Here is a 17,330-nt window from a genome sequence, read left to right as displayed (position 1 = left end):
AGTCATAGATATTTTATAAGAATATGCTTTTCGTGAAAAAAAAGGTGTGTTTCATGTTAACAATATTGTAATCTTATAATTCATTTACTATAATAATTAATTATATACATATTATACTAATTAGGCATATATGGAGTTTATATGATAGAATCAATAGCTAATTTTTTAACAGAATATTTAAATAATAACAATAGTTCTTTAACTAAAAGTGACTTATTAAAAATCCAATATTCACTACAAGTAATTTTGGGGGATATATGTAAATCTGCAGTATTACTCCTAACTTTCTTGTTTTTAAAACAATTATATCTATTTTTCTTAATTTTTGTTATTCTAAATTCAACAAGACCTTTAATGGGAGGTATTCATTGCAAAACATTTAAATCATGTTTAATATGTAGCATAATGTACTTTATAGTAATAATGCTATTTAGTACATTATCTCCAAAGTTAAATATATATTTCTACATTGTGTTTTTTATAATATCATTCATTATAACTTTAGCTTATGCCCCTTGTCGCAATGAGAAGAGACCAATAAAAAATAAAAAGATATTAAAAATACTATCTTTAATATCTCTCACTTTTTGGTGTATATTATTTTTTACACTTAGAAATACACAACTATGCAATTGCATATTTCTGAGTTTATTATTACAAATTATTCAATTAATTATCGTTAATATGAGAGGAGTTGTTTCTAATGCAAAAATTAATAAATCTGTTTTCAACTTTATTAATTAAGATATTTGGTTTAGCATCAAACACAAGCTGTGCAGGATATTATGGTGAACCAGATTATCCTGAAGAGTTATTAAAATAAATATTAAAAATAATTTCTTTTGATTCCACTTTAACCTCCATGCACCCTTTATGTGCATTAATTATTTGTTCTACATTATACAATCCGTAACCCCTTGTGCCCGTATTTTTAGTAGAATAACCTCTTGTAAACATCTCATTTATATTAACATTATTAGAATCTGCCACCTGATTCTTAATCATTAAATGGGGTGTTTCATCTTCTTTTAAAATTTCAATTTCAATATTCTTCTTAATGCAATCATCCTTCATTACTTCCTCAAAAGCATTATTTAATAAATTATTTAGTATATTTGATATTTCATTATAGTTAAGAATATCATCTAAAATATTGTTGTTAATTCTATATTGAAAATTAATATTATGCCCTTTTGCTCTACACATGTTTCTATATATTATAGATTTAATAACTACATTATCAACATATATAAGATCATTTATCTTATTATCATATATATCTTCATCTTTAATATAATTTCTAATCGCCTCACCTATCTTATCTTCCTCTATGACTTCTACGATTCCTCGTATTGTGTTCTTATAATTAACAAAATCGTGTTGCCGTTGCTTTATTTCCTGAACAATTTCATCAATTACTTCACTATACTCCTTTGATATTTTTAATTTTTGATTTTCTTTCATCCCTCTAATAATAGAAATATATATACATATTTGAGAAATAACCGATATAGCAACTATTAAAGCTGTAATTGGTAAATGATTTGAAATTAATGTATCATCATAAGTCAAAATAATTTTGAAAACTATAACATCCATACTAAATGTTGAAATTAAATACATAGAGACATCATTATTTATTTTTTCAAAGTTAATGTTATTACTACTTAACTTCAATTTCGAAAAACTAATTACAGCAACTAATGTTATTAACTCTACAGTAATCGCTTTAATACTATCGTCATAAACAAATATATTCATAAGCAAAGAAATTATCAATTGCAAACTCATCTCTATAAATAATATTAAAAAAAACTCTAATATTACGTCTTTTAACTTCTTTTTATAAGCAATTGCAATTGTCGTAATTAATATTATATATGACACAATAAAATTCAAGTTAAAATCTTCAACAGTCGTAATTAAGCCTGAACAAATAATTATGCAAAATAATAATCTATGCAAACTAGTATTCTTTTTATTTAGTATCACCCATAAATAAATTATATTTGTAGTGTCTAGACTATTTATAATAAAATTAATTAACATAATATTTTCCTGCTTGTCTAAACTCTGATATTATATTATTTTTAAATTTATATCCTAATAGAGCTGTTTTAGAATAATTTCTAAAGCATATTCTACTTAATCTAATGTCTAACTTTTCTACTTTAAATATGTAATTTTTATTTACTGCGAAAGCTTTATGACTTTGAACTATATATTTACAATTAATTAACTTAAGTATTTTTTTTAAACTTATATTTATATATGTATATATTCCCTCAAGAGTATTTACGTCGCAACTTCTACCATTAATTTCTATGAATAAAATATCATTTATCTTCACTCTTACGAATACATTACTTCTTATTTTTATAACCAACTCCTTGTCCGCATACTCGTTAGATTCATCCTCTTCATAATTTGAATTATTGATCTCTTTATTAATAAGCTTACTCAACATAGATTGGACCATATTTTTATTATAAGGCTTTAATATATAGTCATAACAATGGGTTTGTTTAAACGCTTGTAACATATAATCTACATGAGTTGTTAAAAAAACAAGTTGACTAAATTCATATTTAGGAATACGTCTAATGTTCATTGCAAGATCTAATCCTGAAGATTCTTTTAGGCTAATATCTATTAAGAACATATTAATATCGTTCTTTTCAATTATATCTAGAGCTGTGCTTTTACTATCAGCCTCATAAATTTTTATCGATTCATATGTAGATAGAATCATATTTTTCAGAATTTCTCTTTGCATATAGTCATCTTCAACTAAAATAACTGAATACAAAACTTTCACCCTCCTGTGTTATATAACATTAAATAATATATTCTTATATTATTTGTTTATACCAATAGTCGTTTATCAATTTGATAACACTAGTTTCTTAGTTTTAATAAATATACTTACAAAGCTACATTATAAATACATAACGTATTCTTCGGTGAAATACTCATAAATTTCGAAAAATGGAATTTCAAATATTAACATTGATTCGATTATCTATTTATTTTATAAACAAATAAGTAAAATATATAATAAACTCCTATTTATAGAATACACTATTCTTGAATAAAATACAATTTTTTCATATAATAGGTTCGATTTATATCATAACATTAAATGTAAAAAGTTTAACTTTTTAGATTATAAATACTAACTATTAATTAATTTTGATTATGAAGTAGTGTAATATATAATAACCTTTTAATTATGTAAATATAAATAATATCACAACTCAATTTTAATTTTAATTACAATAATTTTTTTGACAACCCACTATAATTAAAATATAAAAATAATACATCTAAATTTTCTTACAGTATTACATAATCAAATAAAATTAAAGGGCCTTAAAAGCAAGCAAAATAATCCCTTCAATGTAACTAATATAATAAAGTTGAAATCAACGAACTCCAGGTTCTAGTGAATTATCTACCAATTGTATGAACATGGATATTCTTTAATAATAATAAATTTTCTATAGATGATATTTTCAAAATTTATTATTAGTGTATTTTAATGAGCATATTAATCAATAGATAATAAACCTAAAAATCAACCTTTTTATCTCCTCCTAACATTAATATATCATCTTATCCATATACCATGTTCATCAAAAGCATAGCATCTATCATCACTATCCGCAAACAAGCATTCAAATAAAATTGCAGGCATAATAGTTTTATTAAGAACAATTACGTTCCTTGTTCTTATGCCTCTGTTAGGTAAATTCAAAGCTCATGATAATACTGCACTTGTTTTAACTGCATACTCTGATTTACCAGTAGTCAACACCTCTGGATCAGTTCCTTCCCCTTGATTAATATGAATTTTCACATATAATTCCACCTCTAATACCCTTGCAATTTCATTAGCTCTTTCATAACAATCTTCAAAACCATAGCTATTACACTTATCAGTTCTAAGTAAATTAAGTCCATGTTCTTTTTTTCTTTTAAATACTCTGCAATTCTCCATTCTCACAGGTGTAACCATTCTCATTTAACTTATCAATAACTACCCAATATTTCCACTTGCAGCATGACCTACAGCTAGTATAAAATTAATGATTATATACAGCTCCCTTATACTATTTAATTTTTTTACCTTTTCATATAATTTATACACTATTAAAGAAACAGCTATGCTGCAATCAAGAACTTAAAAAACATAAAATTAATTATTTTTCTATATCTATCTAAGTTATATAGATCTCAGCTATATATACTATATATAGAGGTAAGTCCAACAAGAAACACCATATATGCAAGTTAATCACTTTAATCTATAACTCTTAGTTGAAGAATGAGGTTTATATGGATTTTAATTATATTGAAACCACACTTACTGCTGTAAGAATAATGAGGAAGAAGCAAAGAAAAAATCTGCTATAGAATTTAGACCCTTAATTTATAGTATTTCTAAAAAAAATTTCATTGATTGGTATAACTCTCATGATATTATCTAGGAATGTTACCAATCACTTTTTAAACCTGTTTCCATGTACAATTTAGAAAAGCATAGATTCGTTATCTATGCTACTAATGCCATTAAAAATTATATGAATTATTTAATCAAAAGAATTAAAACCACAAGGTTTACTGAAGGTAGTGATGATTTAAGCTTACATGATGATGTTGAAAATGATTTTCCCGAACTCGAAATCTCAATTGAAACTTCATTATACGAAATGTGTGATTAAGAAGATTTAAATGAAGAGGATCCTGAACTTATAGATTTTTTATTCTATAGAAATTACACTGTTAAGGAGTATGATTATTAAAAAAATAGGTGCTACTCTACTGCTATTCTAATAAAACTATTTTAATCAAAATCCTTAATAGTATTTCATTGTATTTTTAATTATTCCCACAAAAAATCTAATGTTCAAAATCTATCTTCCCATATAGGATTCTGAATTTTTGTATATAAAATAAACAAAATAAAATATTAATAAAAATACACATAGAGCGCTAACACTTTTCCAATTTAATTGTTTTAGAATTTTCTCTATTTTTCCTTTTCCTAATGCCTTTTTATATTCTTTATAATTTTCATCTTTGCTCATTTCTTCTTACACTAGAGTTATATTGCTTTCCCAATCTTCCTCTAATACTTGTGCATCTTCTGCACTTAGATGTATTCCTAATGAAGCCATTTTATCAGTATGACCATTGACGATTGAATCTCCATAATTTATTGGCGTATTTAAATAATGAAATATTATGGATATAAAAGTTTCATTAACTTTTATTCTTAAAGGTATTTGTGAAACATTGCGAACAGCTATAAGAGAATGGCCCGCAAAATTAGGTCCAAGCATTATTTCTATGTGACCGATCCCTTGTAACACTATTCCAACTTTTGAATCATATGTCCCACCAATATAATTGCCAACTGCGATTACCTCATTAGTTCGCATTAACGTGGTAGAAAAACATTTAAATTTCACTCATTAAAACATACTCACGCAACCATGTTATTATAAGCTGGTGACAATATAAAAGATATTCAAGAAAAACTTGGTCATAGCAAATCTTCAATTACCATGGATGTTTATTCCCATGTTACTAAAAAGATGTCAAATTATAGTTTTAATATTTTAAAGATATGTTAAAAATAAATCTTCCGACTACATAAATCCACGGTCGGAAGATATTCATCTAATTATATCCTCTAAAATGGCTTTATTACTAGATACACGTAAAAAAGTCTTGCTAAACTTTCCCCCTCAACCCCGCATTTCCTGGTCGACTTTGAAAAAACTCTTGCTAAGATTTTTCTGATTTTCCCTGGTATCCATTACCACTTTATCCACAAAAGTATTTTCAAATTTGAAGAAACCCTTGCTAAAAAAACCGACCATATTTGCTTGAGAAATCAAGCTTTAAATCTATCGTTATTTTCAATTCTATTCAGGCCGGTATCAGCCACTCTATCTATCATTAAGCCTATCTTCTATCTTCCCTCAAACCCTATCTTAACCATTGATTTACCTTGTGTTAGTGCAATCTTTCCACCTATCTCCGTATCCCTTTCGGGGCGGTTTTGTCATACATTAGTTCGGACTTTTATCTGGTATTGTTGAAGGGGAAAGTGGAAAAAGGCATGAAAAATAGGACTAAGGAAGTTCAATCCTTAATCCTATCATTATTCTATCTTTAGCCATTGATATATCTGGCTTCGCCAGTGATACGAGCTACCTATTTTATTCTTAATCAATCTTCTTGATTCTATCCACAGCCCTTTCATTTTCCTTGCTTTTATTCACAGCCTTCTGCACAGTTTTTTTGAAAATAGCAGGGTTCTTTTAGAAGTTGCAAGACTTTTTTAGTTAGCTACAATTGCTTAATTAGCTTCACTACAGTTTCAGCGTGAGGCGTATTAGGGAACATATCCTTAACTTTAGTTTTAATAACTTTATATCCCTTTTCAGTAAGTACTCTAAGATCATTAACTAATGTCTTTGGATTGCAGGAAACGTATATTATCTCTGGTGCATTAAATTTAATTACATAATCTAACGCCTTAGGATGTACTCCAGTTCTTGGTGGATCTAATATTATTATATCCGGTTTAACTTTTACTGTTTTTATTATTTCTGCTACATCACCAGCTATAAATTCACAATTATTTAATCCATTTAATTTAGCATTTTCTCTTGCTGCTTCAACTGCTTCTTCAATAAGTTCTATTCCTATTACTTTCTTTGCATTTGGAGCTACTATTTGCCCTATTGTTCCTGTACCACAATAGAGATCGAATACAATTTTTTCTTCACTATCTCCCATAAACTCTTTAACAATAGAATATAGGCTTTCTGCACCTTTTGTATTGGTTTGAAAGAATGAAAATGGAGAAATATTAAATTGTAATCCTAGTAATGTTTCTCTAATATAATCTTTTCCAAATAACACATTTACCTTTTCTGGTATTACTGCATCTGATTTCGAATTATTTTCAGTATGGATTATAGATACTAAATTTCCTTTATAACTTTGTTCTCTTAGTAATTTAACATATTCGCTTAAATCAAAGTCTATCTGAGTAGTAGTAACTAAATTAACTAAAATCTCGCCAGTATTTTGAGCTTTTCTTATCACTAAATGTCTTAAATAGCCTTCAGCTTTCATTATTCTATAATAAGGCAAATCTTTCTCTCTAAAGTAATCAGCAGTCAATCTAATAATTTTTCTATAATCCTCATCAACAAGTTTACATTCATCTACAGTTAATATTCCAAAGGATTTTCCTCTCATATGCATACCTAATGAAAGTGGCTCTCCCTTGGCTTCATCACCAAATGTAAATTCCATCTTATTTCTATATTCCCATTGGTTAGGGCTTCCTTGAATGCCTAAATACTCTCCTGTGTCAACATTTGCTTCTCTAAATAATTCTTTAACTTCTTCGCTTAAAAATTCTAATTGCTTTTCATATGGTATACTTTGTGATGAACATCCTCCACAAACTCCAAAATGAGAACATGGAGTTTCAATCTCATAATCAGCTCGTTCATCTACACTTATTAATTTTAACTCCGCATAGTCTTCTTTCTTCCTTTTTACCCTACCTGTAACTGTTTGACCTGGAAAAGCATTCTTAACATATATAGTCTTATCTTCTGCATAACCTATTCCTGTCGATGGAAATTGTAACTTTTCTATTTTAACGCTTAAATCGCTTCCTTTTTTCATCATATACTCCTAAGTACTTATATTTTAAAATTTTATCTCTAATAAAAATTAAGAATATAAAAAGTAATTTTTATATTCTTTAAATTATAATAGTAAATTCAGTTTATAAATTAATTCATATTTAATATCTTTTTCCCAAAAGTATTTTCTAGTTTACTCTTTTCCATTATTGGGCCATAAATACAATTTATAATAAAATATATTATTCCTCCTGCTAAAATTATAGATCCATTATCCCTTACGAACATGTATCCGCATAATTTTAAAATTATATCACACAATAGTACTAATAAAGCTGAACCAGCAATCATTAATAACTGATCAAGTGCGTTAGCTAATATAATTCTAGAAGAAGATTGTTTATCTGATTCTTCATCGCTAGTTATTAAACTTTCAACCTCTTTATTAACATTGCTATCTGTTTCTTCTTCAGTATCCGAAATCTTTTTAATTTCGTTTTCTTCCACTTCATCGTTTATTTCATTTTCATTTAAGTTATCTTTTTCCAAGAAATTTTCCCCCTTGTAATCTACTTCATACTCATTTCACCATCAGCAAATTTGTACTTCTTTGTAGATAATTTATATATTATACACGTTTTGGTAGCTAAGATTTCTTCCTTTAAGCCATCAATCGTGTTATTAATCTGAACTTGGTTTTCACCACTTTTTAGTTTATCAATTATTTGTTTATTTATGTCTGAATAATCTCTACCTTCTTGGCCTGTAAATGCTTCTATGTACTTTTTAAAAGATGTCTTTCCTAAGTCAAAATTATTATTTTTTATTGCATTCTCACCATCAAAATTCAAACTCAACTTTAGACTTATATCACCAGTCTCTAAATTATCACCATATGTTTTCATTCCAAAATACATACTTTCAATTTTATTTACTTCTGGCTTTTGATTGTCAAAATATATGGAGTTATCATTTACAGATTCATCTTTTTCTTTTCTTGTTTTCTCATCTTTTGTATATTTTACCCCTAAATCCTTGGTTATATTCTCCATATCTGATAATTTATCTTTAAATAACTTTTGTGTTTGATCTAATGTATAATTTTTTGCCCATTTTCCCTCTAAACTATCATCATTAGAGTTTGTGCTACTTTCCGTTGTTGTGTCCGTTTTCTTTGTTGAACTATCTGTAGCATTTTTACACCCAGCTAACGATGCTGCAACTATTATGCTCATAAGTATACTTATAACCTTTTTAGACACTAAATTTTCCCCCTTATTTAAATTAGATGTTATTTTTATGTCTAACTAACATACGGCAAATGAATAATACAATTTTACCATCAGTGTATTACAACTATGTGTCAATATTATACCTTTTTTCTTACCTAAATAATATTATATTCTCTTTTCTAGACTGCTTTTACATTCATTTAATATAATTAGTTTTGATATACCACTGTTTATTATATATTTTTTTACTCTTTCATGCAATTATTATAACGTTAACAAGTATTAATGTAATATATTTGTAAGTTGTTCAAACTTCAATTTGTTCCTTTATTCACTCAAACATGTTATCTCCTATTCCAGATACATTTTTTATTTCCTCAATTGATTTAAATCCACCGCTTTTTTCTCTATATTCAATTATGCCTTTTGCTTTTGAATCACCTATGCCATTTAATGTCTTTAATTGATCTAATGTTGCACTATTTAAATTAATTTTTTTATCTGAAATATCTTTATTACTAGAATTTGAATTTACAGTTTGGATTTCCTTGTTTTCATCATTTTTATTTGAAATATAAATCAATTCATGATCTTGCAACTTTTTTGCTCTATTTATATTACTTAAATCTGCATTTTCAGTAAGCCCACCTGATATTTCTATGAGATCCTTTACTATTGAATTTTCACTCATTGTATAAACATCTGGCTTTTTTACTTCTCCTTTTATTTCTACAACTATATTCTTATTTTTTGCTGCAACTATTTGTTTCTTGCTATCATTATTATTTGATTTATTATTATTTTTAACACTAACTGATTCATCATTTGATGTATCAGCCTCAATACTATCATCTACAAAGATACTTTCAGTATCATTTTTCTTCAGCTCTTTAAACCCAGATTTCACATATAATCCTATAAGTACAATTACCACAATAAATAGCATACTCAATATACCAATTTTTTTCTTATCTTTCAAGAACTCTTGTACCACTTCTTTTTCTCCTTTACAATTTCTCCTTAGATATTATTTCCACTTTTTTATTATTTAGACTCTTATTGGAATCTATTTGAACTTTGTATAGCGCAAATTCTTTTTTTTTGATAAAATGTATTTTGAGTACCATTAAAAATATTCAATATAAGTATGGAGAATTTTATGAAAAGAATTTTTAAAACATTTAATATATTATTCTTGTTTTTATTTTGCTTTACCTATACTAGTGTACAAGCAGAAACACAGCCTCCACAGATTAACGCTGAGGGTTGTGCTTTAATTGATGCATCCACTGGACAAGTGTTATATGGGAAAAATGAAGAGAAAGTTTTAGAACCTGCTTCAACTACTAAAGTTATGACTGCAATTATAACTTTAGAAAAGTGCAAACTAGATGATGAAGTAACAGTTCAAGAAGATTTCACCAAAATAGATGGAACTGCTGTTGGTTTATTAAAAGGTGATGTAGTAACTGTTCGCGATTTGCTTTTAGGGCTTCTTTTGGAATCAGGAAACGATTGTGCAAATGCTTTAGCTGATCACATATCAGGAAGTACAGAAGCATTTTCTAAACTTATGAATGAAAAAGCAAAAGAACTGGGAGCTTTACACACAAACTTTAAAAATCCAAGTGGATTGCCAGATCCTGAACATACAACTACTGCACACGATTTAGCGTTATTTTTAAGAGAAGCTATCAACAATAAAGATTATGTTCAACTATCTACTACCCCAAATTACACAATAACACTTAAAAATAATCCTTCAAAGACTATTGTACTTAACAATAAAAATTATATGATAAATAAGAATTCTAGATATTATTACCCTTTTGCTCTTTGCGGTAAAAATGGCTATACAACAAAATCAAATCATACTTACGTAGCTGCTGCTGAAAAGAACGGACATGTTCTTGTAGCTTCATTTTTAAATGCGCTTGATAAAGATCAAAACTTTCATGATATGCAAGCAGTCTTAAATTACGGCTTTGATAATTATTCTTTAGTTCACCTTTACAAAAAAGGCGATGAAGTTTCACAGTACAAAATAACTAACAATCTTACAATACCTGTTATGGCCTCAAAAGATATTGATTATGATGTTCCTAAGGGTCAGGAAGATTCAGTATCTTCTGAAATAAAAATACAGGATCAGGATTTAAGCAAACAATCATTTAATGAAGGTGATAATATACTAAAAGGTACTGTTTATGTTAATGACAAAGAATATACAACTATGGATTTAGCTGCAGGAACATCTAGAAAGTATGAATTTCCTCTTTCTATTAATTCATTATCAAACAATGCAAATTCAGAACTCTATATAGGATCTGTCGCCATTGTTTTAGCAGGAGTATTTGGATTAAGGAAGCTTATAAACATAAAATTAAAGAAATAAAAATAAAGGAAGTCATCTGTTACTTCCTTTATTTTTATCTAAATATATATTAATTATAAAAATTTACTTTGCATTTAAATATCCACAAGCTTTCAAATATTCAGCCGAAAGAACTCCACCACCTGCTGCGCCTCTTAATGTATTATGAGAAAGGCACACAAATTTGTAATCAAATATCTTATCTTCTCTTAATCTTCCCATGGATATTCCCATTCCATTTTCATAATCTCTATCTAAATTAGTTTGAGGTCTATTATTTTCTGTGAAGTATTTCAAAAATTTCTTTGGAGCACTTGGAAGCCCTAGAACCATTTCTGGAACTTTGAAGTTTTCCCATCTACTAATTATCTCTTCCTTCGAAGGTTTGTTCTTAAAACTAACATAAACTGCTGCCAAATGTCCATTTGCTACAGGTACTCTTATACATTGAGTTGTAATAATCGGACTATTAGCATTTATAATTTTACCTGATTCTATTTGTCCCCATATTTTTAGTGGTTCATTCTCACTTTTCTCTTCTTCACCATCAATAAATGGTATCACGTTATCAATAATTTCAGGACATTCATTAAAAGTTTTACCTGCTCCAGAAATGGCTTGATAAGTACATGCCAGAATATTTTGAGGCTTGTATTCCATAAGGGCATTTATTGGGGGAACATAACTTTGAATTGAGCAATTAGGCTTTACTGCTATAAATCCTCTTTTAGTTCCTAAACGTTTCTTTTGGCTTTCAATAATCTGTGCATGTACTCCATTTATCTCTGGAATTAACATCGGTACATCATCCACGTTTCTATTGGCTGAATTATTTGAAATAACTGGTGTTTCATGTTTCGCATAATCTTCTTCAAGTAACTTAGTTTGTTCCTTATTTAGAGAAATTGCACAAAATACAAAATCCACCATACCAGAGATTTCTTCAACTTTAAATGCATCCTTAACTACCATATCCTTATATTTTTCAGGTAATGGTGCTGTCATCTTCCATCTATTAGCTATGGCCTCTTTATAAGTTACCCCTGCTGAATTTTTACTTGCCGCTAGCGCTGTAACTTCAAACCAAGGATGGTTCTCCAATAAACATAAAAACCTTTGTCCAACCATTCCTGTGGCACCTATTATACCAACCTTCAACTTATCACCCATTAAAACCACCTCTTAAAATCAATTTTGCTTATCTATTATAAGTATGATATCATTTATGCATATATTAGTAAAATTGATAATTTCTATTAACATAATCAATTATTTTGATGGAGATGATTATATGGACTTTAAACAACTTAATGCTTTCTTAACGATAAGCAAACTTCAAAGTTTTACTAAAGCAGCTGATAGCCTTGGCTATGCTCAATCTAGTATAACAACTCAAATTAAACTTTTGGAAAGTGAGCTTGGTGTAAAACTTTTTGAAAGAATAGGTAAAAACATAACTTTAACACATGAAGGAAAGAAACTTTTGCCATATGCAAAACAAATATTAAAACTATCAAGTGATGTAAAAAATGCTGTACTTAACACTGACGTTCCAAGTGGTACATTAACAATTGGTGCTGCTGAATCTTTATGTGTATTAAGACTTCCTGAGATCCTTAAAGAATACAAAAAGCTATATCCTGAAGTAGAAATATCCTTAAAATTTGGAAACTGTTCCGAATTTAAATATTTCTTAAATGATAATATTATTGATGTAGCATTTTCATTAGGTGTAAAAATCAATTCAGAAGAATTTATATCAGAAATCGAAATTCCAGAGCCAATGTTGCTTTTAGCCTATCCTGGCCATCCCCTTATAAATAAAAAAGAAGTATTTCCAAAAGACATAGAGTCAGAACCACTTATATTAACAGAAATGGGATGTAGCTACAGAGCCACTTTGGAAAATATATTAAACAGTTGCAATATAAAGCCAAATGTAGCCATAGAAACAGGAAGTGTTCAAGCCATTAAACAATTTACAATGAGTGGTCTTGGAATAACCTTACTTCCAAAGGTTGCTGTTGATGATGAAATAAATAGTGGTAAACTTGTTCCTCTAAATTGGGAAGGTCCTGACTTTGGAATAATATCTCAAGTACTTTATCACAAAAACAAATGGATCTCTCCTGCTCTAAAAGAATTCTTAAATTTATCAAGAAGTTTTATGGAATCATACTTACAATAGAATAATTCAAAAGCTCAAGCAACTTATTAAATTAGATGCTTGAGCTTTTTACATTGTTACTTATCATATTAAATTTATTTCAATTCACTAATTAATTCTTTCATATCATCTGGAAGCTCTGCTCTTAATGAAAGTATTTCACCACTCCTTGGAGATTTAAAATCTAATCCAAATGCATGAAGAGCCTGCCTTTTTATTAAATCTTCTTCATCCCCATCTCCATATAAGGTATCACCGTAAATAGGATGGCCCAGGTGACTCAAATGAACTCTAATTTGATGGGTTCTTCCAGTCTCAAGTTTGCATTCTACTAAACTTGATTCATTGTATTCTTCAACAACTTTATAGTGAGTTATGCTCCTTTGGCCTCTCTCATCAATAACTCTCCTAATGCCATTTTCAATTCCTTCAGGTTTATATATTGGTAGATCAATCGTGCCTTGTTTTTCTTTTATAATTCCATGAACTAATGCCAAATATTTTTTTTCTACCTTATTTTCACTCATTTCTTTAGATAGCATTCCATGAGAAAACTGATTTTTAGCAATTATAATAAGACCTGATGTATTCATATCTAATCTAGAAACTAATCTAACTATACAATTTTGACTGCTCTCCATAAAATAATTGATTACTCCATTTGCAAGAGTCCCACTTTGATAACTTTTAGTTGGATGCACCACCATAAAAGGTTTCTTGTTAACTACTAAAATATCTTCATCTTCATAAACTATATCTATATCCATTTTTTCTGGAGCTATATCCTGACTTTCATCTTTAGCCAAATCAATCTTTATAATTTCTCCCTCATTCAGAACTCTATTCATTTTTACAACTTCATCATTAACAAATATTCTTTTACCAAGAGATGCACTTCTAATTAATCTTGTTGATAAGCCAAGTTCCACTTTCAAATATTCTCTTATTTTAGTGCCCTTCTCTATGTTAACAACCTGTTTTTCTAAAATACTCATATAATTTATCTTCTCCTCATATAGTATAATTTAGGAATATGTCAAATTGATAATGCACAATAACGATAATACTCCTTCTAATATCTTTGTATTTCTACTAACCATACATATCCATTAAGTTTATGTGCATTACTCTACTAGAAATAAGCAACATATTATGTGGAGTGTTTCATTGAGCCACCACAGAACTCTAAATTCACTTTACTTACCAAAGCTTTCAAAATCCTTACCTAAGATTATAATCACATCGTAATCTTTATATTCTTTCTTGTTATCTTTTTCATCATTTTCTTTTATATTTAAATCCTGTTTAATAGTCTTTAATTTATCAGCATCATTAGTAAGTATTTCACTTTTATCACTAAGTTCAGTATTGCCAGTATCAATCTTTGTATACCCAGCATCATTTAATTCCTTTGCTACTTTTGCCGCTAATCCATTAATCTTCGTAGCATTTAACACTTTAATTCTTATATCATCTTTTGCTGCTCCTTCTGTTGATTTATTAGATGCAGAAGATGAAGTAAGTGATGATAATATGTCTTTATTTTCATTTTTATCAACTATTAAAAATGACTCTCCATTTATAGTTTTCGGAGTTCCACTTACAGTTGCCATTGTTACATTTTCCTTTTTTATACCAATAAATTTAAACCCATATCCTAAAATATCAGTTGGTGACAGATTGGTTTCTACATTATCTCCTAATGCTGTCATTATTTTAGGTGCTTTGAATATTATAAAAGGACTTGTACACTTTTCAATAACCTTCGAAATAAATTTTTGTTGATTTTCTATTCTATCTAAATCTCCATTAGCAAGTCCACTTCCGTCATTATTTTTTCTCCACCTAAAAAATTCTTCAGCTTTCTTACCATCTAGAGTTACAGTTTCACCAGCTTTAAAATTTATATGAAGATTCTGACCTTCATCATCATAAATCATATTTCTATCGATCTTCATTTCAATTCCTCCGATAGCATCAATGATTTCACGAAAAGCATTGTAATCAACTTTAACTATATAATTTATATTTATATTCAGTAGATTTTCAACTTCTGATTTTATCTTCGGATATCCACCAATTGCATAAGCTGAATTTATTTTAACATTTCTATCATTTATACTTATTAGTGTATCTCTTGGAACAGACACAATACGAATACTTTTGGTTTGAGGATTATAATTAGCTACAATTATTGTATCTGTTCTCTTTATTGATTGATTATTTACCTGCTTTGGATCTCCTATATCCATACCAAGTAACAAGATATTTACTGGTTGATTAAATGATACACTTGCACCACTTGGCATTGACTTGCTCTCAACCTTCATTAAAGCATAAACTCCAGATACCATTGATACTATAACAAAAGTTATTATAAGAGATATAATACCTAAAACTAACTTTTCAAATACTGTTGTAGAATCATTACTTTTTTTAAAAATTTTTGAGAATGCTGTATCTCTCTTTTTATTAGTTTTCCTTCCCATGCACCCACCTCTTATAAATTTTCTTTACTTAATATAATATACATTAAGTAACCTCTCTAATCTCATTAAATAAGTCGAAATTTCTATTTATATCAATACTTATAATTTAAATTCAGGATTAAATAGAAAATAATTTCGTGCCTTTATAGTATTTTCATCAATTAATAAGTTTCTAGCCAATAATATTTTTATGCTACTAGTCAAACCAAAATATACTCCTTTATCCAAGTTATCAAATGTAGCTCTTCTTATCTCATCAACTCCATCAAAATTTCTTCCAGGTTCTATCATATCTGCTATATAAATAATCTTTGTTAAAGTGAACATATCCTCTTTACCTGTAGTATGCCATCTTATGGCATCCAGTATTTCATCGTCATCAATTCCAAGTTTATCTTTTGCCTCTATTGGTGCAACAATACTGTGCCATAAATTCATATTCTTTTCTTCTATCTCAGAGATAATAACATTATTTTCTTTCATCATTTCTCTCATTTTATCTATAGATAAATTTTTAGCAACATCATGAGCAAGACCTGCAATTTCAGCCTTCTTTTCTGAAACTCCATTTAGTTTTGCTAACCTCTTTGCTGTGTCTGCAACCCCTAAAGTATGCATATAACGTTTTTCTAACAAATTAGATTTAAGATACAAATTCATTTCTTCTATGGATAACAAGATAACTTCCTCCTAAAATTAAATATATTTCTAAATGAATCAACTTATATTTCTATAAATCACCAGAGCATTAGCTTTATGAAATTCTATCTATATAGCCTATTTTTATAGATAATATCCGAAACTCTCTCTGGAACAAAAAAATCTATTCTCTTATTTTCATGTACTCTATTTCTTATATCAGTTGATGATATTTCAAGTTCTTTCAAATCTAAAACAATTATTTTTCCATTATACTTTTCTTCTATCATATGTTTTCTATTTATCATATCACTTTTGTTTATTCCTCCTCTTGAGAACACCACAAGAGTTGCTAGTGAAAAGATTTTTTTTACTTCTTTCCACTTTTCCATGCTAAACAAACAATCTGCTCCGGTTATAAAAAACAATTCATTATCTTTATCTCTATCACTAATCTTATTTTTGAAATACTCTAATGTTTCATGAGTAAAACTAAGTCCGCCCTTCTCTATTTCATAATCTGATACAGAAAACTCGCTAAAGTGCTCTATTGCTGCTTTAACCATACTATACCTTAATCCAGGATCTGTAATTATATTATTGGCCTTAAGCGGCTGTATTCCTGCCGGCATAAAGATCACTTCATCTAAGCTTAATTTTTCTTTAGCTTCATAGGCTATATATAAATGCGCATTATGAATAGGGTCAAAAGTACCACCTATTATACCAAAGCGTTTCATAAGATTTCCT

18 protein-coding genes and 1 pseudogene are annotated in these 17,330 nt (G+C 28.2%); 5 read left to right on the top strand and 14 right to left on the bottom strand.

What is annotated here, in order from left to right; all coding sequences use genetic code 11:
* Window positions 1-141: 141 nt before the first annotated feature.
* Together L3B96_RS13485 and L3B96_RS13480 are read left to right on the top strand one after the other, a co-directional pair.
* Window positions 142-744 (top strand): accessory gene regulator B family protein, encoded by a 603-nt coding sequence (locus tag L3B96_RS13485; protein ID WP_238861398.1) that lies wholly within the window; start codon window positions 142-144, stop codon window positions 742-744.
* Window positions 704-823, top strand: coding sequence for a cyclic lactone autoinducer peptide (locus L3B96_RS13480; protein WP_238861397.1), 120 nt, complete (start codon window positions 704-706; stop codon window positions 821-823). The genes L3B96_RS13485 and L3B96_RS13480 overlap by 41 nt, the downstream gene beginning before the upstream one ends.
* Here the strand turns inward: L3B96_RS13480 and L3B96_RS13475 are convergent.
* From L3B96_RS13475 to L3B96_RS13465, 4 genes are all read right to left on the bottom strand, one after another.
* Complete coding sequence (locus L3B96_RS13475; RefSeq protein ID WP_238861396.1) at window positions 799-2,049, bottom strand: GHKL domain-containing protein; 1,251 nt, start codon at window positions 2,047-2,049, stop codon at window positions 799-801. The genes L3B96_RS13480 and L3B96_RS13475 overlap by 25 nt on opposite strands.
* Window positions 2,039-2,818, bottom strand: coding sequence for a LytTR family DNA-binding domain-containing protein (locus tag L3B96_RS13470; protein ID WP_343073094.1), 780 nt, complete (start codon window positions 2,816-2,818; stop codon window positions 2,039-2,041). Before L3B96_RS13470 ends, L3B96_RS13475 begins: the two co-directional genes overlap by 11 nt.
* A gap of 792 nt (window positions 2,819-3,610) precedes the next feature.
* Window positions 3,611-3,757, bottom strand: a complete 147-nt coding sequence (locus L3B96_RS27255; RefSeq protein ID WP_275297174.1) for an N-acetylmuramoyl-L-alanine amidase — start codon at window positions 3,755-3,757, stop codon at window positions 3,611-3,613.
* A 3-nt stretch (window positions 3,758-3,760) separates the two neighbouring features.
* The gene (locus L3B96_RS13465) at window positions 3,761-4,024 is read right to left on the bottom strand and encodes a hypothetical protein (RefSeq protein ID WP_275297173.1); all 264 of its coding nucleotides are present in this window, start codon (window positions 4,022-4,024) and stop codon (window positions 3,761-3,763) included.
* A 314-nt stretch (window positions 4,025-4,338) separates the two neighbouring features.
* Between L3B96_RS13465 and L3B96_RS13460 the strand changes: the two are divergent.
* Window positions 4,339-4,885 (top strand): annotated as a pseudogene (locus L3B96_RS13460) (sigma-70 family RNA polymerase sigma factor).
* Between the two features lie 211 nt (window positions 4,886-5,096).
* On the opposite strand, the gene L3B96_RS13455 reads toward L3B96_RS13460, so the two are convergent.
* The 5 genes from L3B96_RS13455 to L3B96_RS13430 all read right to left on the bottom strand — a co-directional run bounded on the left by L3B96_RS13455 (window position 5,097) and on the right by L3B96_RS13430 (window position 9,905).
* Window positions 5,097-5,444: a hypothetical protein gene (locus tag L3B96_RS13455; RefSeq protein ID WP_238861394.1), complete on the bottom strand. Its 348-nt coding sequence runs from the start codon at window positions 5,442-5,444 to the stop codon at window positions 5,097-5,099.
* Between the two features lie 916 nt (window positions 5,445-6,360).
* The gene (rlmD, locus tag L3B96_RS13445) at window positions 6,361-7,719 is read right to left on the bottom strand and encodes a 23S rRNA (uracil(1939)-C(5))-methyltransferase RlmD (protein WP_238861392.1); all 1,359 of its coding nucleotides are present in this window, start codon (window positions 7,717-7,719) and stop codon (window positions 6,361-6,363) included.
* A gap of 110 nt (window positions 7,720-7,829) precedes the next feature.
* Window positions 7,830-8,228, bottom strand: a complete 399-nt coding sequence (locus tag L3B96_RS13440) for an RDD family protein (protein ID WP_077829957.1) — start codon at window positions 8,226-8,228, stop codon at window positions 7,830-7,832.
* Between the two features lie 20 nt (window positions 8,229-8,248).
* Entirely contained in the window at window positions 8,249-8,941 is a 693-nt protein-coding gene (locus L3B96_RS13435) for a hypothetical protein (protein ID WP_238861391.1), read from the bottom strand.
* Window positions 8,942-9,242: 301 nt separating this feature from the next.
* Window positions 9,243-9,905: a helix-hairpin-helix domain-containing protein gene (locus tag L3B96_RS13430; protein ID WP_238861389.1), complete on the bottom strand. Its 663-nt coding sequence runs from the start codon at window positions 9,903-9,905 to the stop codon at window positions 9,243-9,245.
* A 165-nt stretch (window positions 9,906-10,070) separates the two neighbouring features.
* Between L3B96_RS13430 and L3B96_RS13425 the strand changes: the two genes are divergently transcribed.
* Window positions 10,071-11,306 carry a D-alanyl-D-alanine carboxypeptidase family protein gene (locus tag L3B96_RS13425; RefSeq protein ID WP_065415995.1) on the top strand — a complete coding sequence of 412 codons (1,236 nt, stop codon included), beginning with the start codon at window positions 10,071-10,073 and terminating at the stop codon, window positions 11,304-11,306.
* A 63-nt stretch (window positions 11,307-11,369) separates the two neighbouring features.
* Here L3B96_RS13425 and asd read toward each other — a convergent pair whose 3' ends face one another.
* Window positions 11,370-12,455 (bottom strand): aspartate-semialdehyde dehydrogenase, encoded by a 1,086-nt coding sequence (gene asd / locus L3B96_RS13420; RefSeq protein WP_238861387.1) that lies wholly within the window; start codon window positions 12,453-12,455, stop codon window positions 11,370-11,372.
* Window positions 12,456-12,576: 121 nt separating this feature from the next.
* Between asd and L3B96_RS13415 the strand changes: the two genes are divergently transcribed.
* Entirely contained in the window at window positions 12,577-13,473 is an 897-nt protein-coding gene (locus tag L3B96_RS13415; RefSeq protein WP_238861385.1) for a LysR family transcriptional regulator, read from the top strand.
* A 74-nt stretch (window positions 13,474-13,547) separates the two neighbouring features.
* Here L3B96_RS13415 and L3B96_RS13410 read toward each other — a convergent pair whose 3' ends face one another.
* From L3B96_RS13410 to nadD, 4 genes are all read right to left on the bottom strand, one after another.
* On the bottom strand, window positions 13,548-14,447 hold the full coding sequence (locus L3B96_RS13410; RefSeq protein ID WP_238861383.1) for an RluA family pseudouridine synthase: 900 nt from the start codon (window positions 14,445-14,447) through the stop codon (window positions 13,548-13,550).
* Window positions 14,448-14,648: 201 nt separating this feature from the next.
* Window positions 14,649-15,941: an LCP family protein gene (locus L3B96_RS13405; RefSeq protein WP_238861381.1), complete on the bottom strand. Its 1,293-nt coding sequence runs from the start codon at window positions 15,939-15,941 to the stop codon at window positions 14,649-14,651.
* 99 nt (window positions 15,942-16,040) lie between these two features.
* Complete coding sequence (yqeK, locus tag L3B96_RS13400; protein ID WP_238861379.1) at window positions 16,041-16,619, bottom strand: bis(5'-nucleosyl)-tetraphosphatase (symmetrical) YqeK; 579 nt, start codon at window positions 16,617-16,619, stop codon at window positions 16,041-16,043.
* Window positions 16,620-16,705: 86 nt separating this feature from the next.
* Window positions 16,706-17,320, bottom strand: a complete 615-nt coding sequence (nadD, locus tag L3B96_RS13395; protein WP_011967862.1) for a nicotinate-nucleotide adenylyltransferase — start codon at window positions 17,318-17,320, stop codon at window positions 16,706-16,708.
* Window positions 17,321-17,330: the final 10 nt, after the last annotated feature.

It is taken from the genome of Clostridium sp. YIM B02569 (genome assembly GCF_022320765.1).
Classification (GTDB): Bacteria; Bacillota; Clostridia; order Clostridiales; family Clostridiaceae; genus Clostridium; species Clostridium beijerinckii.
Note: the sequence above shows the minus strand (reverse complement) of the source record. Positions and strands in the feature narration are given on the sequence as shown.